Origin of the sequence: Bacillus sp. A260 (assembly GCF_009861435.1) — a bacterium.
In the GTDB taxonomy this organism is placed as follows: Bacteria; Bacillota; Bacilli; order Bacillales; family Bacillaceae_G; genus Bacillus_A; species Bacillus_A cereus.
Map to the genome: position 1 here is coordinate 121,718 of NZ_CP046398.1, position 17,702 is coordinate 139,419.

The window sequence follows — 17,702 nt, forward strand, 5'->3', positions numbered from 1 at the left end:
AACTCAATATGCCTCGTAAAGGACCTGTTGCGAAACGTGACGTGTTACCAGATCCAATGTACAATTCGAAGCTAGTAACACGCCTTATCAACAAAATGATGGTTGACGGTAAAAAAGGTAAATCTCAAACAATTCTTTATAATGCGTTCGATATCGTAAACGAACGTACTGGTAAAGAGCCAATGGAAGTATTCGAGCAAGCTCTTAAGAACATCATGCCTGTTCTTGAAGTACGCGCTCGTCGTGTTGGTGGTGCTAACTACCAAGTTCCAGTTGAGGTTCGTCCAGAACGCCGTACAACTTTAGGTCTTCGTTGGTTAGTAAACTACGCTCGTCTTCGTGGTGAAAAAACTATGGAAGAGCGTCTTGCTAACGAAATCTTAGATGCAGCTAACAACGCTGGTGCATCTGTTAAGAAACGTGAAGACACTCATAAAATGGCAGAAGCTAACAAAGCATTTGCTCATTACCGTTGGTAGGATTCAACGTAAAATAAATGTAAGCATAAACCGCTTTATTTGTCGCTTATGGAAGTGTGGAGAGGGAGAATGCCTCTCCCTTTCATCGGGCGCTCGTTTTACATAATGAGAGTACTGGACATACTGACATGTGTAACAATATAAAGTGGCTTTTTTGCTACTTAAAATAAAAAAATCCAATCCATATATGGAAGGAGCAAGACACCAAATGGCAAGAGAGTTCTCTTTAGAAAACACTCGTAATATTGGTATCATGGCTCACATCGATGCTGGTAAAACAACAGCAACTGAGCGTATTCTGTACTACACAGGACGTATTCATAAAATCGGTGAAACTCACGAAGGTGCATCTCAGATGGACTGGATGGAGCAAGAGCAAGAGCGTGGTATCACAATTACTTCTGCTGCAACTACAGCACAATGGAAAGGTCATCGTGTAAACATCATTGATACTCCAGGACACGTAGATTTCACAGTAGAAGTAGAACGTTCTTTACGCGTACTTGATGGCGCTGTAGCAGTACTTGATGCGCAATCTGGTGTAGAACCACAAACAGAAACTGTTTGGCGTCAGGCTACTACTTACGGCGTACCTCGTATCGTATTCGTTAACAAAATGGATAAGATCGGTGCAGATTTCTTATACTCTGTAGGAACAATCCACGATCGTTTACAAGCAAACGCACATCCAATTCAGTTACCAATCGGTGCTGAAGATGAGTTCAATGGTATCATTGACCTTGTTGAAGAGTGTGCTTACATGTACGGTAACGATTTAGGAACAGACATTCAACGTGTTGAAATTCCTGAAGAGCACAAAGAATTAGCTGAAGAATACCGTGGAAAACTTATTGAAGCGGTAGCTGAGCTTGATGAAGAAATGATGATGAAGTACCTAGAAGGTGAAGAAATCACTGTAGAAGAGCTTAAAGCTGGTATCCGTAAGGCTACAACTTCTGTAGAATTCTTCCCAGTAATTTGTGGTTCTGCATTCAAAAACAAAGGTGTTCAAATTCTGTTAGACGCAGTTATCGACTACCTTCCATCTCCACTAGATGTACCTGCTATTAAAGGTACTCTACCGGATACAGATGAAGAAGTAGAACGTAAGTCTAGCGATGAAGAACCATTCGCAGCTTTAGCATTCAAAATCATGACTGACCCTTATGTTGGTAAGTTAACGTTCTTCCGTGTGTACTCTGGTGTGTTAAACTCTGGATCATACGTGAAAAACTCAACTAAAGGTAAGCGTGAGCGTGTAGGTCGTATCCTACAAATGCACGCTAACAGCCGTGAAGAGATTTCAACAGTTTACGCTGGTGATATCGCTGCTGCTGTAGGTTTAAAAGATACTACTACTGGTGATACTCTTTGTGACGAGAAGAGCCTTGTTATCCTTGAGTCTATGGAATTCCCAGAGCCAGTTATCTCTGTAGCTATCGAACCAAAATCTAAAGCTGACCAAGATAAAATGGGTACAGCATTATCTAAGCTTTCTGAAGAAGATCCAACATTCCGTGCTCACACTGACCAAGAAACTGGCCAAACTATCATCGCTGGTATGGGTGAACTTCACCTTGATATCATCGTTGACCGTATGCGCCGTGAATTCAAAGTGGAAGCAAACGTTGGTGCTCCTCAGGTAGCATACCGTGAGACTTTCCGCGCTGCAGCGAAAGTTGAAGGTAAGTTCGCTCGTCAATCTGGTGGTCGTGGACAATTCGGTCACGTTTGGATTGAGTTTGAACCTAACGAAGAAGGTAAAGGATTCGAATTCGAAAACAAGATCGTCGGTGGTGTAGTTCCTCGTGAATACATCCCAGCTGTTGGAGCAGGTCTTGAAGATGCACTTAAAAATGGTGTACTAGCTGGTTATCCACTAGTTGACATTAAAGCTGCATTAGTTGACGGATCTTACCATGATGTCGATTCATCTGAGATGGCGTTCAAAATCGCTGCATCTATGGCACTTAAAGCTGCGGTTTCTAAATGTAGCCCAGTAATTCTTGAGCCAATGATGAAAGTTGAAGTTGTAATTCCTGAAGAGTACATGGGTGACATTATGGGTGACGTAACATCTCGTCGTGGACGTGTAGAAGGTATGGAAGCTCGCGGTAACGCACAAGTTGTTCGCGCTATGGTTCCACTTTCTGAAATGTTCGGTTATGCAACGTCATTACGTTCTAACACTCAAGGACGCGGAACATTCTCTATGGTGTTTGACCACTATGAAGAAGTACCAAAGTCTGTTTCTGAAGAAATTATCAAAAAAAATAAAGGTGAATAATTGATTTTTATCGATTGTTCAAGTATAACTACTTATGTAAGCTTAGAAAGTGGGACGTAAGTTTCACTTTCTAGTCTAAATATAAAATAACCTATATAAACTAAGGAGGAATTTAGAATGGCTAAAGCTAAATTCGAACGTTCTAAACCCCATGTTAACATCGGTACAATCGGCCACGTTGACCATGGTAAAACTACATTAACTGCTGCGATCACTACAGTTCTTGCAAAAGCTGGTGGTGCTGAAGCACGCGGATACGATCAAATCGATGCTGCTCCAGAAGAAAGAGAGCGCGGTATCACAATCTCAACTGCACACGTTGAGTACGAAACTGAAACTCGTCACTATGCACACGTTGACTGCCCAGGTCACGCTGACTATGTTAAAAACATGATCACTGGTGCTGCTCAAATGGACGGCGGTATCTTAGTAGTATCTGCTGCTGATGGCCCAATGCCTCAAACACGTGAGCACATCCTTCTTTCTCGTCAAGTAGGTGTTCCTTACATCGTTGTATTCTTAAACAAATGCGACATGGTAGATGACGAAGAATTATTAGAATTAGTAGAAATGGAAGTTCGCGACCTATTATCTGAATACGGATTCCCAGGCGACGACATTCCTGTAATCAAAGGTTCTGCTCTTAAAGCTCTTCAAGGAGAAGCTGATTGGGAAGCAAAAATCATTGAATTAATGGCTGAAGTTGATGCTTACATCCCAACTCCAGAACGTGAAACTGACAAACCATTCTTAATGCCTGTAGAGGACGTATTCTCTATCACAGGTCGTGGTACAGTTGCTACTGGTCGTGTTGAGCGCGGTATCGTTAAAGTTGGTGACGTAGTAGAAATCATCGGTCTTGCTGAAGAAAATGCTTCTACAACTGTAACTGGTGTAGAGATGTTCCGTAAACTTCTTGACCAAGCTCAAGCTGGAGACAACATCGGTGCTTTACTTCGTGGGGTTGCTCGTGAAGACATCCAACGTGGACAAGTACTTGCAAAAAGCGGTTCTGTAAAAGCTCACGCTAAATTCAAAGCTGAAGTTTTCGTATTATCTAAAGAAGAAGGTGGACGTCACACTCCATTCTTCGCTAACTACCGTCCTCAGTTCTACTTCCGTACAACTGACGTAACTGGTATCATCCAATTACCAGAAGGTACTGAAATGGTAATGCCTGGTGACAACATCGAAATGACTATCGAACTTATCGCTCCAATCGCTATCGAAGAGGGAACTAAATTCTCTATTCGTGAAGGTGGACGTACAGTAGGTTACGGTGTAGTTGCTACTATCGTTGAGTAATCTTAACTGATATAAAAAAACCTAAGGGATTTTCCCTTAGGTTTTTTGTTTGCGTTTATATAAGGAAGAAGAGGGTGTTTTTTGTTTTGACGAGTTTCTTCTATAGTATTATAAAAACGACAAAAGATAATCCAGAAACTGTAAAATGAATTCTGTTAGATGAAAACTTGAAATTCTTTAAAGTGCCATGTATAATAGCAAAAGTAGAGAAAAGCAGATGCAAACAAAAAGATGCTTGCATCTAGACGAATAACATTGTATAATAGACAATGTTGGTCTTTGACTGCGATGAAGTGGAAGGTTGCTGACACACCCGGCCGCTTTGCCATGGCATGGTGTGGGGAAATTTCCATGGAGAAGGTCTATTTTAGAAATAGGCGAACGAAGGAGGGAAAATAATGGCAAAAGAAAAAATTCGTATCCGTTTAAAAGCTTACGATCACCGTATTCTTGATCAGTCAGCTGAGAAAATTGTAGAAACAGCTAAGCGTTCTGGGGCAACAGTTTCTGGTCCGATCCCATTACCAACTGAAAAAACTGTTTACACAATTCTTCGTGCTGTTCATAAGTACAAAGATTCTCGTGAGCAATTCGAAATGCGCACGCACAAACGTCTAATCGACATCGTGAGTCCTACTCCACAAACAGTAGATTCATTAATGCGTTTAGACTTACCATCTGGTGTAGATATCGAAATCAAACTATAATTTATATAACTTAAAAATGTAGGAGGTGTAACTCATGACCAAAGGAATCTTAGGAAGAAAGATCGGTATGACTCAAGTATTTGCTGAGAACGGTGAGTTAATCCCAGTAACAGTTATCGCTGCTAATCCAAACGTTGTTCTTCAAAAGAAAACAACTGAAACTGATGGCTACAATGCAATCCAGTTAGGATTTGAAGATAAACGTGAAAAGTTAACTAACAAACCTGAACAAGGCCACACTGCTAAAGCATCTACAACTCCTAAGCGCTTCATTCGCGAAATCCGCGATGCAGACGTGGACGGATTAGAGGTTGGTCAAGAGGTAAAAGTTGACGTATTCGCTACAGGTGAAATCGTTGATGTAACAGGAATTTCTAAAGGTAAAGGTTTCCAAGGTGTTATCAAACGCCACGGACAATCTCGCGGACCTATGTCTCATGGTTCTCGCTATCACCGTCGTCCAGGTTCAATGGGCCCAGTTGCTCCGAACCGTGTATTCAAAGGCAAAAAACTTGCTGGACGTATGGGTGGAGACCAAGTTACTATCCAAAACTTAGAAATCGTTCAAGTTGACACTGAGCGCAACTTATTACTAGTAAAAGGTAACGTTCCAGGTGCTAAGAAATCTCTTGTAGTTGTTCAAGGCGCTGTGAAGGTTAGCAAATAATTCACAATAGGAAGGAGGAATTCCAATGCCAAAAGTTACTGTATATAACCAAACTGGTTCACAGGTTGGTGAAATCGAATTAGCTGAAGCTATTTTCGGTATCGAACCAAATGAAGCTGTACTTTTCGAAGCTGTAATGATGCAACGTGCATCTTTACGTCAAGGTACACACAAAGTAAAAACTCGCTCTGAAGTTCGCGGTGGTGGTCGTAAACCATGGCGTCAAAAAGGAACTGGACGTGCTCGTCAAGGGTCTATCCGCTCTCCTCAATGGCGTGGTGGTGGTACGGTATTCGGACCTACACCAAGAAGCTATGCGTACAAACTTCCTAAGAAAGTTCGTCGTTTAGCAATCAAATCTGCATTAGCTACTAAAGTAGTTGAGAACAACATTGTAGTTCTTGAAGACCTAGTGTTAAATGCACCAAAAACAAAAGACATGCTAGCAGTACTTAAAGGATTAACTGTTGAGAAGAAAGCTCTTATCGTAACTGCTGATGCAAACGAATCTGTAGAGTTATCTGCTCGCAATATCCCTGGAGTAACAGTAATCACTGCTGATGGCGTAAACGTTTTAGACGTGCTTCATCATGATAAGCTAATCATGACAAAAGCGGCAGTGGAAAAAGTAGAGGAGGTGCTTGCATAATGAGAGATCCTCGTGATATCATTAAGCGCCCAGTTATCACTGAACGTTCTATGGAAATGATGGCTGAAAAAAAATACACGTTCGATGTGGACGTTAAATCTAATAAAACAGAAGTTAAAGATGCTCTTGAAGCGATCTTTGGTGTTAAAGTAGAAAAAGTGAACATCATGAACTACAAGCCGAAAGCAAAACGCGTTGGTCGTCACGCTGGTTTTACTAGCCGTCGTCGTAAAGCAATCGTTAAGCTAACTGCTGACAGCAAAGAAATCGAAATCTTCCAAGGCGTTTAATTCTTACTAAAGAAGGAGGGAAATTGAGATGGGAATCAAAAAGTATAATCCAACTACTAACGGTCGTCGTAATATGACTACGAATGATTTCGCTGAAATCACGACTGATAGACCCGAAAAGTCATTACTTGCTCCTTTAAGCAAGAAGGCTGGTCGTAATAACCAAGGTAAAATCACTGTACGTCATCAAGGTGGCGGACATAAGCGTCAATACCGTATCATCGACTTTAAGCGTAACAAAGATGGAATTCCAGGACGCGTTGCTACGATCGAATACGATCCAAACCGCTCTGCGAATATCGCATTAATTAACTACGTTGACGGTGAAAAACGTTACATTCTTGCTCCTAAGTCTTTAGAAGTAGGTATGGAAGTTATGTCTGGCCCAGAAGCTGACATTAAAATCGGTAACGCATTACCATTAATCAACATTCCAGTAGGTACTGTTGTTCATAACATCGAGCTTAAGCCTGGTCGTGGCGGACAATTAGTTCGTTCTGCTGGTACATCTGCTCAAGTACTTGGTAAAGAAGGTAAATACGTACTTGTACGTTTAACTTCTGGTGAAGTACGTCTTGTATTATCTGCTTGTCGCGCTTCAATCGGTCAAGTAGGTAACGAACAACACGAACTTATCAAAATCGGTAAAGCAGGTCGCTCTCGCTGGTTAGGTAAACGCCCAACAGTTCGTGGTTCTGTAATGAACCCTGTTGATCACCCACACGGTGGTGGTGAAGGACGTTCTCCAATCGGACGTAAGTCTCCAATGTCTCCATGGGGTAAACCAACTCTTGGATTCAAGACTCGTAAGAAAAACAAAGCGTCTGACAAATTTATCGTTCGTCGTCGTAAAAAATAATGGGATTGTAGTACGGTTCATTTCTAGAACCGTACGCCAATCACGAAGGGAGGCACCAAAATGGCTCGTAGCTTAAAAAAAGGACCATTTGTCGATGATCACTTAATGAGCAAAATGGAAAAATTAGTTGCATCTGAGCAAAAACAAGTTGTTAAAACTTGGTCTCGCCGTTCAACAATCTTCCCTCAGTTCATCGGACACACAATCGCTGTATATGATGGTCGTAAACACGTACCTGTGTACATCACTGAGGATATGGTTGGCCATAAGTTAGGTGAATTCGCACCAACTCGTACGTACAAAGGTCACCTTGCTGACGATAAGAAAACTAGAAGATAATGAGAGGAGGCACTTCAATGCAAGCTAAAGCAGTAGCGAGAACAGTTCGTATTGCTCCTCGTAAAGTTCGTTTAGTAGTAGACTTAATCCGAGGTAAGCAAGTGGGTGAAGCGATTGCTATCCTTAACCACACACCAAAAACTGCTTCTCCAGTTGTAGAAAAAGTTTTAAAATCTGCAATCGCAAATGCAGAGCACAATTATGAGATGGACATTAACAACCTAGTTGTAGAAAAAGTTTTCGTTGACGAAGGTCCAACGTTAAAACGTTTCCGTCCACGTGCAATGGGTCGTGCAAGCCAAATTAACAAACGCACAAGCCACATCACAGTTGTGGTATCAGAAAAGAAGGAGGGATAATCGATGGGTCAAAAGGTTAATCCAATTGGTCTTCGTGTCGGCGTTATCCGTGACTGGGAATCTCGTTGGTTCGCTGAGAAAGATTACGCTACATTATTACATGAAGACATCAAAATCCGTGAGTACATTAATGTACGCTTAAAAGATTCTGCTGTTGCTAAAGTAGAAATCGAACGTGCAGCAAATCGTGTAAATGTTACAATTCACACTGCAAAACCTGGTATGGTAATTGGTAAAGGTGGTACTGAAGTTGAAGCACTTCGTAAAGCTCTTAACCAATTAACAGGCAAGCGTGTACACATCAACATTTTAGAAGTTAAGAGAGCTGATCTTAACGCTAAATTAGTAGGCGAAAACATCGCTCGTCAATTAGAAAACCGTGTATCATTCCGTCGTGCACAAAAGCAAGTTATTCAACGTGCTATGCGTGCAGGTGCTAAAGGTATTAAAACACAGGTTTCTGGTCGTCTTGGCGGAGCTGATATCGCTCGTGCAGAATCTTACAGTGAAGGAACTGTTCCACTTCATACACTTCGCGCTGATATTGACTATGCAGCAGTTGAAGCTGATACAACATACGGTAAATTAGGCGTAAAAGTATGGATCTACCGTGGAGAAGTCCTTCCTACAAAAAAGAAAGCTTCTGAGGAAGGAGGAAAATAATATGTTAATGCCAAAACGCGTAAAATATCGTAGAGAGCATCGTGGTAAAATGCGTGGTCGTGCTAAAGGTGGAACTGAAATTGCTTTCGGTGAATTCGGTTTACAAGCACAAGCTGCTTCATGGATTACAAACCGTCAAATCGAAGCTGCTCGTCGTGCAATGACTCGTTACATGAAACGTGGCGGTAAAGTATGGATTAAAATTTTCCCTTCTAAACCTTACACTGCAAAACCTCTAGAAGTACGTATGGGTTCCGGTAAAGGGGCACCAGAAGGCTGGGTAGCAGTAGTAAAACCTGGGAAAATTATGTTCGAAATCGCGGGTGTATCTGAAGAGGTAGCACGCGAAGCATTACGTCTTGCAGCTCACAAGTTACCTGTGAAATGTAAATTCGTAAAACGTGAAGAAAATGGTGGTGAATCTAATGAAAACTAATGATATTCGTGAATTAACCACTGCCGAAATCGAAACAAAAGTTAAAGCTTTAAAGGAAGAGTTGTTTAATCTTCGCTTCCAACTTGCTACAGGACAATTAGAGAATCCAACTCGCATTCGTGAAGTGCGTAAAGCAATTGCTCGTATGAAAACTGTAGTTCGTGAAAGAGAGATCGGAATTAATCGATAAATTGAGGGGAGGTTTGCATAGTGAGCGAACGTAACCAACGCAAAGTTTATACTGGTCGTGTAGTGTCTGACAAAATGGACAAAACGATTACAGTTTTAGTTGAAACTTACAAAACTCATTCCTTGTACGGAAAACGTGTTAAGTATTCTAAGAAGTACAAAGCCCATGATGAGCAAAACCAAGCGAAACTTGGCGATATCGTTAAAATCATGGAAACTCGCCCGCTTTCTGCTACTAAGCGTTTCCGTTTAGTTGAAATCGTTGAAGAAGCGGTTATTATCTAAATAGACGAATCGGAATTTTTAGTCCGAAGGGAGGTTTCATAACATGATCCAACAAGAATCTCGTTTGAAAGTTGCTGACAACTCTGGTGCACGTGAACTTTTAACAATTAAAGTATTAGGCGGCTCTGGTCGTAAATATGCTAACATTGGTGACATTATCGTTGCTACGGTAAAACAAGCAACACCAGGTGGCGTTGTTAAAAAAGGTGACGTTGTTAAAGCAGTAGTAGTACGTACGAAGAGCGGAGCTCGTCGTCCGGACGGTTCTTACATCAAATTTGATGAAAACGCAGCGGTTATCATTAAAGACGATAAGAGCCCACGTGGTACTCGTATCTTCGGACCAGTAGCTCGTGAATTACGTGATAGCAACTTCATGAAGATCGTTTCTTTAGCTCCAGAAGTTCTATAATTTAAGGTATTGCCTTGCTAAGGAGGTGCAGAATTAAGATGCATGTAAAAAAAGGTGATAAAGTACAGGTAATCACTGGTAAAGACAAAGGAAAACAAGGCGTTATCCTTGTGGCTTTCCCAAAGCAAAACCGTGTTATCGTTGAGGGTGTCAATATCGTTAAGAAGCACTCTAAGCCATCTCAATTAAATCCACAAGGTGGAATTATTACTAAAGAAGCACCTATTCACGTTTCTAACGTTATGATTTTAGATCCGAAAACAGGTGAACCTACTCGCGTAGGCTTCAAAGTAGAAGATGGTAAAAAAGTTCGTATTGCAAAAAAATCTGGTGAATTATTAGATAAATAATTTTCTTAAGAAAGGAGGTCACTTCATTGAATCGCCTTAAAGAGAAGTTCCAAAAGGAAATTACTCCTGCTCTAGTGAGCAAGTTTAACTATAAATCTGTAATGCAGGTACCAAAAATCGAAAAGATCGTAATCAACACTGGTGTTGGTGACGCGGTATCTAACTCAAAAGCGTTAGACAACGCAGTAGAAGAATTAACACAAATCACAGGTCAAAAACCTGTTGTAACTCGTGCTAAAAAATCAATCGCTGGTTTCCGTCTTCGTGAAGGTATGCCAATCGGTGCGAAAGTAACTTTACGCGGCGAGCAAATGTATGAGTTCTTCGACAAATTAGTATCAGTTTCTTTACCACGTGTACGTGATTTCCGTGGTGTTTCTAAGAAATCATTCGATGGTCGTGGAAACTATACATTAGGTGTTAAAGAGCAACTTATTTTCCCTGAGATTGATTATGATAAAGTAAGCAAAGTCCGCGGTATGGACATCGTAATCGTTACTACAGCGAAAACTGATGAAGAAGCTCGTGAACTTTTAACACAATTCGGTATGCCATTCCAAAAATAATGGAAGCCAACGCTAAGTAGAGGAGGCGAAAACGTGGCTAAAAAATCTATGATAGCGAAACAAAAGCGTACTCCTAAGTTTAAAGTACAAGAGTATACACGTTGCGAACGCTGCGGTCGTCCGCATTCTGTATACCGCAAATTTAAACTTTGCCGTATTTGTTTCCGTGAACTTGCATATAAAGGTCAAATTCCTGGTGTTAAAAAAGCTAGTTGGTAAAACCCACAAATGGGAAGGAGGTAAAACACATGGTGATGACAGATCCAATTGCAGACATGCTTACTCGCATCCGTAATGCGAACATGGTACGTCATGAGAAATTAGAGGTTCCTGCTTCTAAAATCAAAAAAGAGATCGCTGAACTTTTAAAACGTGAAGGTTTCATTCGTGATGTAGAATACATCGAGGATAACAAACAAGGTATCCTTCGTATTTTCCTGAAATATGGTGCAAACAATGAACGTGTAATCACTGGATTAAAACGTATCAGTAAACCTGGCTTACGCGTTTACGCTAAAGCTGACGAAGTACCACGTGTACTTAACGGATTAGGTATCGCTCTTGTTTCTACATCTAAGGGAGTAATGACAGACAAAGACGCTCGTCAATTACAAACTGGTGGAGAAGTAGTAGCATACGTTTGGTAATATATATTTAAAACGAACGGAGGTGTGACCACATGTCTCGTATTGGTAAAAAGATTCTTGAAATCCCTGCAGGTGTTACTATTACAGTTGCAGAAGACAATACTGTAACAGTAAAAGGCCCTAAAGGTGAATTAACTCGTACTTTCAATGCTGATATGCTTATCAAAATTGAAGAGAATACATTAACAGTTGAGCGTCCATCTGAACAGAAGGAACACCGTGCATTACACGGTACAACTCGTGCTTTAATCGGAAACATGGTTGAAGGTGTAACTGAAGGTTTCGCACGCGGACTTGAATTAGTCGGTGTTGGTTACCGTGCTCAAAAACAAGGTGATAAACTTGTATTAAGCGTAGGTTATTCTCATCCAGTAGAAATGACTCCGGAAGCAGGTCTTGAAGTTGAAGTACCTGCACCAACTAAGATCGTAATTAAAGGTATCGACAAGCAACGTGTTGGCGAATTCGCTGCTAACATCCGTGCTGTACGTGCTCCTGAGCCTTACAAAGGTAAAGGTATTCGTTACGAAGGCGAAGTTGTTCGTCGTAAAGAAGGTAAAACTGCTAAGTAAACCCGTTAGGTGAGAGAAAGGAGTGACAAGAATGATCACTAAAGCTGATAAAAATGCGACTCGTAAGAAAAGACATGCACGTGTACGTGCTAAACTTACTGGTACTGCAGAGCGTCCACGTTTAAACGTGTTCCGTTCTAACCAACATATTTACGCTCAAGTTATTGATGATGTGAATGGTGTAACGTTAGTAAGTGCATCTACTCTTGATAAAGACCTTGCTCTTAACGGTACTAGCAATATTGAAGCTGCTACGAAAGTTGGAGAATCAGTTGCTAAGCGTGCTGTAGAGAAAGGCGTTAAAGAAGTAGTATTTGATCGCGGTGGTTACTTATACCATGGCCGTGTTAAAGCTCTAGCTGAAGCTGCTCGTGAGGCTGGATTACAATTTTAATGGTCAAAGGAGGGAAAATTGATGCATCGCATTGACCCAAGTAAATTAGAACTTGAAGAACGTGTAGTTACGATAAATCGTGTCGCGAAAGTTGTTAAGGGTGGTCGTCGTTTCCGCTTTGCTGCACTAGTTGTAGTTGGCGATAAAAACGGTCATGTTGGATTCGGTACTGGTAAAGCACAAGAGGTACCAGACGCAATCCGTAAAGCTATCGAAGACGCTAAGAAAAACTTAATCGCTGTACCATTAGTTGGTACAACAATTCCACACACAATCAACGGTCATTTTGGCGCTGGTGAAGTGTTCTTAAAACCTGCTGCTGAGGGTACTGGTGTTATTGCTGGTGGACCTGTTCGTGCGGTCCTTGAATTAGCTGGTGTACAAGATATTCTTTCGAAATCTCTTGGTTCTAACACACCAATCAACATGATTCGCGCTACTGTGAACGGATTAAGCGAACTTAAGCGCGCTGAAGATGTTGCAAAATTACGCGGTAAATCTGTAGAAGAGCTACTAGGTTAAGGAGGGAAAACAAATGGCGAAAAAGTTAGAAATTACCCTCACTCGTAGTGTAATTGGTCGTCCACAAGATCAACGTGCGACGGTAGAAGCTTTAGGTCTTAAAAAGTTGAATTCAACTGTAGTTAAGGAAGAAACTCCTGCTATTCTTGGTATGATCAACAAAGTTTCTCACCTTGTAACTGTAAAAGAAGCTTAAGGATAACTCATTAATATAAGGAGGTGCCTGGGAATGAAACTTCATGAATTAAAACCTGCAGAAGGTTCTCGTAAAGTACGTAACCGTGTCGGTCGTGGTATCGGTTCTGGTAACGGTAAAACTGCTGGTAAAGGTCATAAAGGACAAAACGCACGTTCTGGCGGCGGTGTTCGTCTTGGCTTCGAAGGTGGTCAAACTCCATTATTCCGTCGTTTACCAAAACGCGGCTTCACAAACATTAACCGTAAAGAGTTTGCTATTGTAAACTTATCAACGTTAAATCGTTTTGAAGATGGTACAGAAGTAACACCTGAATTATTGCTGGAAACTGGCGTTATCAGCAAGTTAAACGACGGTGTTAAAGTTCTTGCAAGCGGAGCAGTAGAGAAAAAACTAACTGTTAAAGCGCACAAGTTCTCTTCAAGTGCTAAAGAAGCAATTGAAGCAGCTGGCGGATCAGTTGAGGTGATCTAATGTTTCGTACAATCTCCAACTTTATGCGCGTTGCTGAGATAAGACGTAAAATATTATTCACTTTAGCGATGTTAATCGTATTCAGGATTGGCACGTTTATCCCCGTGCCATTTACAAATGGAGACGTACTGAAGGCACAAGATCAATTAAATGCTTTAGGTATTCTAAATACATTTGGCGGTGGAGCCTTGAAAAACTTCTCCATCTTTGCGATGGGAATCATGCCGTATATTACAGCATCCATCATCGTGCAATTATTGCAGATGGATGTTGTTCCTAAATTTTCGGAATGGTCGAAGCAAGGTGAAATGGGCCGTCGTAAATTAACGCAATTCACGCGTTACTTTACAATTGTTCTTGCGTTTATTCAGGGGTTTGGTATGTCAATCGGTTTTAACGGTATGGTAGGTGGACAATTAATTTTGAATCCAGGTTGGAGCACTTATTTATACATTGCTACGGTACTGACTGCTGGTACTGCATTTTTAATGTGGTTAGGTGAACAGATTACAGCTAAAGGTGTAGGTAATGGTATTTCCATCCTTATCTTTGGCGGTATTGCCGCAGCGATCCCAAGTGTTATATCTCAAGTGTATCAGCAACAGTTTCAAAATATCGGAGATCAATTGTTCATGAGTATCGTTAAAGTTGCATTGATTTTACTAGCTGTGCTAGCAGTTATTGTGGGTGTTATTTTCATTCAACAGGCTGTTAGAAAGATCCCAATTCAATATGCGAAGCGTGTAACAGGAGGAAATGGTGGTTATGCTGGAGCACAAAACACACATTTACCGCTTAAGGTAAATAGTGCTGGTGTTATTCCAGTAATTTTTGCTGTTTCATTCTTAATTACGCCTCCGACTATTGCACAGTTCTTCCCGAAACATGATGTATCGCAGTGGATTATTGCAAACTTTAACTATTCTCACCCAGTGGGAATGATCATATATGTTGCGCTCATTGTAGCCTTCACATATTTCTATGCATTTGTTCAGGTTAATCCAGAGCAAATGTCAGAGAATCTAAACAAGCAAGGTGGATATGTTCCAGGTATTCGTCCGGGTAAGAATACGGAACAATATCTAACAAAAATCTTGTATCGTTTGACCTTTGTAGGATCAATTTTCCTAGCAGCGATTGCAATCTTACCAGTTATCTTTACGAAATTGGGAAATCTTCCTCCATCTGCACAGATCGGTGGAACGAGTATGTTAATCGTTGTCGGCGTTGCTTTAGAAACAATGAAGCAGCTAGAAAGCCAACTGGTAAAACGCCATTACAAAGGGTTTATCAAGCAGTGAGTAAGTGGGAAGAATTGTCTTCCCTACATGCTCATGTACTCTGAGGGGGAACAAGGATGAACTTAATTTTAATGGGGCTTCCTGGTGCTGGTAAAGGTACACAAGCCGAACAGATTGTTGCCAAGTATAACATCCCTCACATTTCAACAGGAGACATGTTCCGTGCAGCTATGAAGGCTGAAACTGAAATGGGTCTACAAGCAAAATCTTTTATTGATAAAGGTGCACTTGTTCCAGATGAAGTTACAATCGGAATCGTTCGTGAACGTTTAAGTCAAGACGACTGCGTAAGAGGTTTCTTACTAGACGGTTTCCCACGAACTGTTGCACAAGCATCAGCTCTTGAAGAAATTATGAAAGATCTTGGCAAAAAAATCGACTATGTTTTAAACATTAATGTGGATTCAGGGTTGTTATTAAAACGCCTTACAGGCCGTCGCATTTGTAAAGAGTGCGGTGCGACTTACCACTTAGAATTCAATCCACCAGCAAAAGCTGATGTGTGCGATAAATGTGGTGGCGAATTATATCAACGCTCTGATGACAATGAAGAAACTGTAGCAAATCGTTTAGATGTAAATATTAAGCAAACAAAACCTTTGCTTGATTTCTACGAAGAGCTTGGTTACTTACAAAGCATTAATGGTGAGCAAGATATCAATAAAGTATTTGCTGATATCGATGTTCTCATCGGAGGCTTAGCGTAATGATAATCTGCAAAACTCCTCGCGAGATAGAAATCATGCGAGAAGCTGGCAGGATCGTTGCTTTGACTCATCAAGAGTTGAAACAGCACATTACTCCAGGAATTACAACGAAAGAGCTCGATCAAATAGCGGAAAAGACGATTCAAAAATATGGTGCTACGCCATCTTTTAAAGGATACAACGGATTTCCGGGGAGCATATGTGCTTCTGTAAATGAAGAGCTTGTACACGGAATTCCAGGGAAGCGCAAGCTCAAAGAGGGCGATATCATCAGTATCGATATTGGTGCGAAATACAATGGGTACCATGGAGATTCTGCATGGACGTATCCAGTTGGAAACATTTCTGAATCTGTTCAAAAGCTACTTGATGTCACAGAAAAATCGTTGTATCTTGGTCTAGAACAAGTAAAACCAGGCGAGAGATTATCAAATATCTCACATGCGGTTCAAACCCATGCTGAAGAGAATGGATTCTCGATCGTTAGGGAGTATGTTGGTCACGGAATCGGGCAAGACTTACATGAGGACCCTCAAATCCCGCACTATGGTCCACCAAATAGAGGCCCTAGATTAAAGCCGGGAATGGTCATCTGTGTTGAGCCGATGGTGAATCAAGGAAGACGATATGTAAAAACACTATCTGATGACTGGACAGTGGTAACGGTAGATGGTAAATGGTGTGCCCATTTTGAGCACACGATTGCTCTTACAGAAGCAGGATACGAAATCCTTACCACTTTATAAGTAGCTGGCTCTCCGGGATTTCAGAGCAGTGTAAAATGTTACTGATTTGAAGAAGGGAGAACTATTGAATGGCTAAAGATGATGTAATTGAAGTCGAAGGTACCGTTCTTGAAACGTTGCCAAATGCTATGTTCAAAGTAGAATTAGAGAATGGGCATGTCGTATTGGCTCACGTTTCTGGTAAAATCCGTATGAACTTCATTCGTATTTTACCAGGAGACAAAGTTACGGTAGAATTATCTCCGTACGATTTAAATCGTGGTCGTATTACGTACCGTTTTAAATAATATAGCACTCCGTAATCTTTAAGGAGGTTCGAGACATGAAAGTAAGACCGTCAGTTAAACCAATCTGCGAAAAATGTAAAGTTATTCGTAGACGTGGAAAAGTAATGGTTATTTGTGAAAACCCTAAACATAAACAAAAACAAGGTTAATCAGAAGGAGGTGCATTCGTAATGGCACGTATCGCAGGTGTAGATATTCCTCGAGACAAACGCGTTGTTATTTCTTTAACTTACGTATTCGGCATTGGTCGCACAACTGCTGAAAAAATTCTTGCTGAAGCAGGTATTTCTGAAGAAACACGAGTTCGTGATTTAACGGAAGACGAATTAGGACGTATCCGTGATATCATCGATCGTATTAAAGTTGAGGGAGACCTTCGTCGTGAAGTATCTCTTAACATCAAACGTCTAATGGAGATCGGTTCTTACCGTGGTCTTCGTCACCGTCGTGGTTTACCAGTTCGTGGTCAAAACTCTAAAAACAATGCTCGTACACGTAAAGGTCCACGTCGTACAGTAGCAAATAAAAAGAAATAATAAGTAAAGGAGGTTGAACTAACAATGGCACGTAAAACAAACACTCGTAAAAAACGTGTGAAAAAGAATATTGAAGCTGGTATAGCTCATATTCGTTCTACTTTCAACAACACAATCGTAACACTTACAGATACTCACGGTAACGCACTTTCTTGGTCTAGTGCTGGTGCACTTGGTTTCCGTGGATCTCGTAAATCTACTCCATTCGCTGCGCAAATGGCTGCTGAAACTGCTGCTAAAGCTGCAATGGAACACGGTTTAAAAACTTTAGAGGTTACTGTTAAAGGTCCTGGTGCTGGTCGTGAAGCTGCAATTCGTGCTCTTCAAGCTGCAGGTCTAGAAGTAACAGCAATTAGAGATGTTACTCCAGTTCCTCATAATGGATGTCGTCCACCAAAACGTCGTCGTGTGTAATTTTTCTGTATAGAATTTTCCCTTTTGTCTATAATGGATATGATGCATTATCGAGAAATTTCGT

Annotated in this window: 31 protein-coding genes; all 31 read left to right on the forward strand. The window is 41.0% G+C overall.

Features of this window, described 5'->3' with window-relative positions; translation table 11 throughout:
• The first annotated feature begins 8 nt into the window (after positions 1–8).
• Complete coding sequence (gene rpsG, locus GD442_RS00650) at positions 9–479, forward strand: 30S ribosomal protein S7 (RefSeq protein WP_001137491.1); 471 nt, start codon at positions 9–11, stop codon at positions 477–479.
• Positions 480–687: 208 nt separating this feature from the next.
• Entirely contained in the window at positions 688–2,766 is a 2,079-nt protein-coding gene (fusA, locus tag GD442_RS00655; RefSeq protein ID WP_000090370.1) for an elongation factor G, read from the forward strand.
• 117 nt (positions 2,767–2,883) lie between these two features.
• Positions 2,884–4,071, forward strand: a complete 1,188-nt coding sequence (gene tuf / locus GD442_RS00660) for an elongation factor Tu (RefSeq protein ID WP_001029614.1) — start codon at positions 2,884–2,886, stop codon at positions 4,069–4,071.
• Positions 4,072–4,469: 398 nt separating this feature from the next.
• Positions 4,470–4,778, forward strand: a complete 309-nt coding sequence (rpsJ, locus tag GD442_RS00665) for a 30S ribosomal protein S10 (RefSeq protein ID WP_001040596.1) — start codon at positions 4,470–4,472, stop codon at positions 4,776–4,778.
• Between the two features lie 34 nt (positions 4,779–4,812).
• On the forward strand, positions 4,813–5,445 hold the full coding sequence (gene rplC / locus GD442_RS00670) for a 50S ribosomal protein L3 (protein WP_000160207.1): 633 nt from the start codon (positions 4,813–4,815) through the stop codon (positions 5,443–5,445).
• A 25-nt stretch (positions 5,446–5,470) separates the two neighbouring features.
• Positions 5,471–6,094 carry a 50S ribosomal protein L4 gene (rplD, locus tag GD442_RS00675; RefSeq protein WP_001127258.1) on the forward strand — a complete coding sequence of 208 codons (624 nt, stop codon included), beginning with the start codon at positions 5,471–5,473 and terminating at the stop codon, positions 6,092–6,094.
• Positions 6,094–6,384 (forward strand): 50S ribosomal protein L23, encoded by a 291-nt coding sequence (rplW, locus tag GD442_RS00680; protein ID WP_001205558.1) that lies wholly within the window; start codon positions 6,094–6,096, stop codon positions 6,382–6,384. Before rplD ends, rplW begins: the two co-directional genes overlap by 1 nt.
• Positions 6,385–6,412: 28 nt before the next feature.
• Positions 6,413–7,243 carry a 50S ribosomal protein L2 gene (gene rplB, locus GD442_RS00685; RefSeq protein WP_000511583.1) on the forward strand — a complete coding sequence of 277 codons (831 nt, stop codon included), beginning with the start codon at positions 6,413–6,415 and terminating at the stop codon, positions 7,241–7,243.
• Between the two features lie 60 nt (positions 7,244–7,303).
• Positions 7,304–7,582 (forward strand): 30S ribosomal protein S19, encoded by a 279-nt coding sequence (rpsS, locus tag GD442_RS00690; protein ID WP_000124454.1) that lies wholly within the window; start codon positions 7,304–7,306, stop codon positions 7,580–7,582.
• Between the two features lie 17 nt (positions 7,583–7,599).
• Entirely contained in the window at positions 7,600–7,941 is a 342-nt protein-coding gene (gene rplV / locus GD442_RS00695; protein ID WP_001148024.1) for a 50S ribosomal protein L22, read from the forward strand.
• A gap of 3 nt (positions 7,942–7,944) precedes the next feature.
• The gene (gene rpsC / locus GD442_RS00700) at positions 7,945–8,604 is read left to right on the forward strand and encodes a 30S ribosomal protein S3 (protein WP_000529956.1); all 660 of its coding nucleotides are present in this window, start codon (positions 7,945–7,947) and stop codon (positions 8,602–8,604) included.
• A gap of 1 nt (position 8,605) precedes the next feature.
• A complete protein-coding gene (gene rplP / locus GD442_RS00705) occupies positions 8,606–9,040 on the forward strand; it encodes a 50S ribosomal protein L16 (protein WP_000928969.1) in 435 nt (144 codons plus the stop codon).
• Complete coding sequence (gene rpmC / locus GD442_RS00710) at positions 9,030–9,230, forward strand: 50S ribosomal protein L29 (RefSeq protein ID WP_000855718.1); 201 nt, start codon at positions 9,030–9,032, stop codon at positions 9,228–9,230. Before rplP ends, rpmC begins: the two co-directional genes overlap by 11 nt.
• A 20-nt stretch (positions 9,231–9,250) precedes the next feature.
• Entirely contained in the window at positions 9,251–9,514 is a 264-nt protein-coding gene (rpsQ, locus tag GD442_RS00715) for a 30S ribosomal protein S17 (RefSeq protein ID WP_000004106.1), read from the forward strand.
• Between the two features lie 43 nt (positions 9,515–9,557).
• Positions 9,558–9,926 (forward strand): 50S ribosomal protein L14, encoded by a 369-nt coding sequence (rplN, locus tag GD442_RS00720; RefSeq protein ID WP_000615912.1) that lies wholly within the window; start codon positions 9,558–9,560, stop codon positions 9,924–9,926.
• 38 nt (positions 9,927–9,964) lie between these two features.
• Positions 9,965–10,276 carry a 50S ribosomal protein L24 gene (gene rplX / locus GD442_RS00725; protein ID WP_000558200.1) on the forward strand — a complete coding sequence of 104 codons (312 nt, stop codon included), beginning with the start codon at positions 9,965–9,967 and terminating at the stop codon, positions 10,274–10,276.
• A 26-nt stretch (positions 10,277–10,302) separates the two neighbouring features.
• The gene (gene rplE, locus GD442_RS00730) at positions 10,303–10,842 is read left to right on the forward strand and encodes a 50S ribosomal protein L5 (RefSeq protein ID WP_001080831.1); all 540 of its coding nucleotides are present in this window, start codon (positions 10,303–10,305) and stop codon (positions 10,840–10,842) included.
• 33 nt (positions 10,843–10,875) lie between these two features.
• Positions 10,876–11,061, forward strand: coding sequence for a 30S ribosomal protein S14 (gene rpsN, locus GD442_RS00735; RefSeq protein WP_001085700.1), 186 nt, complete (start codon positions 10,876–10,878; stop codon positions 11,059–11,061).
• Positions 11,062–11,090: 29 nt separating this feature from the next.
• The gene (rpsH, locus tag GD442_RS00740) at positions 11,091–11,489 is read left to right on the forward strand and encodes a 30S ribosomal protein S8 (protein WP_000245511.1); all 399 of its coding nucleotides are present in this window, start codon (positions 11,091–11,093) and stop codon (positions 11,487–11,489) included.
• Between the two features lie 32 nt (positions 11,490–11,521).
• Complete coding sequence (gene rplF / locus GD442_RS00745; RefSeq protein ID WP_000086558.1) at positions 11,522–12,061, forward strand: 50S ribosomal protein L6; 540 nt, start codon at positions 11,522–11,524, stop codon at positions 12,059–12,061.
• A 31-nt stretch (positions 12,062–12,092) separates the two neighbouring features.
• A complete protein-coding gene (gene rplR, locus GD442_RS00750) occupies positions 12,093–12,455 on the forward strand; it encodes a 50S ribosomal protein L18 (protein WP_000628816.1) in 363 nt (120 codons plus the stop codon).
• 21 nt (positions 12,456–12,476) lie between these two features.
• The gene (rpsE, locus tag GD442_RS00755) at positions 12,477–12,977 is read left to right on the forward strand and encodes a 30S ribosomal protein S5 (RefSeq protein WP_000554646.1); all 501 of its coding nucleotides are present in this window, start codon (positions 12,477–12,479) and stop codon (positions 12,975–12,977) included.
• A gap of 13 nt (positions 12,978–12,990) precedes the next feature.
• Positions 12,991–13,173, forward strand: a complete 183-nt coding sequence (gene rpmD, locus GD442_RS00760; RefSeq protein WP_001085234.1) for a 50S ribosomal protein L30 — start codon at positions 12,991–12,993, stop codon at positions 13,171–13,173.
• Between the two features lie 33 nt (positions 13,174–13,206).
• The gene (rplO, locus tag GD442_RS00765; RefSeq protein WP_000766081.1) at positions 13,207–13,647 is read left to right on the forward strand and encodes a 50S ribosomal protein L15; all 441 of its coding nucleotides are present in this window, start codon (positions 13,207–13,209) and stop codon (positions 13,645–13,647) included.
• On the forward strand, positions 13,647–14,948 hold the full coding sequence (secY, locus tag GD442_RS00770) for a preprotein translocase subunit SecY (RefSeq protein ID WP_000490117.1): 1,302 nt from the start codon (positions 13,647–13,649) through the stop codon (positions 14,946–14,948). Before rplO ends, secY begins: the two co-directional genes overlap by 1 nt.
• A 56-nt stretch (positions 14,949–15,004) precedes the next feature.
• Positions 15,005–15,655: an adenylate kinase gene (locus tag GD442_RS00775; RefSeq protein ID WP_001048989.1), complete on the forward strand. Its 651-nt coding sequence runs from the start codon at positions 15,005–15,007 to the stop codon at positions 15,653–15,655.
• Positions 15,655–16,401 carry a type I methionyl aminopeptidase gene (map, locus tag GD442_RS00780; RefSeq protein ID WP_000582539.1) on the forward strand — a complete coding sequence of 249 codons (747 nt, stop codon included), beginning with the start codon at positions 15,655–15,657 and terminating at the stop codon, positions 16,399–16,401. The genes GD442_RS00775 and map overlap by 1 nt, the downstream gene beginning before the upstream one ends.
• 68 nt (positions 16,402–16,469) lie before the next feature.
• On the forward strand, positions 16,470–16,688 hold the full coding sequence (infA, locus tag GD442_RS00785; protein WP_001029884.1) for a translation initiation factor IF-1: 219 nt from the start codon (positions 16,470–16,472) through the stop codon (positions 16,686–16,688).
• Between the two features lie 35 nt (positions 16,689–16,723).
• Complete coding sequence (gene rpmJ / locus GD442_RS00790) at positions 16,724–16,837, forward strand: 50S ribosomal protein L36 (protein WP_000868344.1); 114 nt, start codon at positions 16,724–16,726, stop codon at positions 16,835–16,837.
• A 21-nt stretch (positions 16,838–16,858) separates the two neighbouring features.
• Positions 16,859–17,224 (forward strand): 30S ribosomal protein S13, encoded by a 366-nt coding sequence (rpsM, locus tag GD442_RS00795; RefSeq protein WP_000090788.1) that lies wholly within the window; start codon positions 16,859–16,861, stop codon positions 17,222–17,224.
• A gap of 24 nt (positions 17,225–17,248) precedes the next feature.
• Entirely contained in the window at positions 17,249–17,638 is a 390-nt protein-coding gene (rpsK, locus tag GD442_RS00800; RefSeq protein WP_000101798.1) for a 30S ribosomal protein S11, read from the forward strand.
• Positions 17,639–17,702 lie beyond the last annotated feature (64 nt).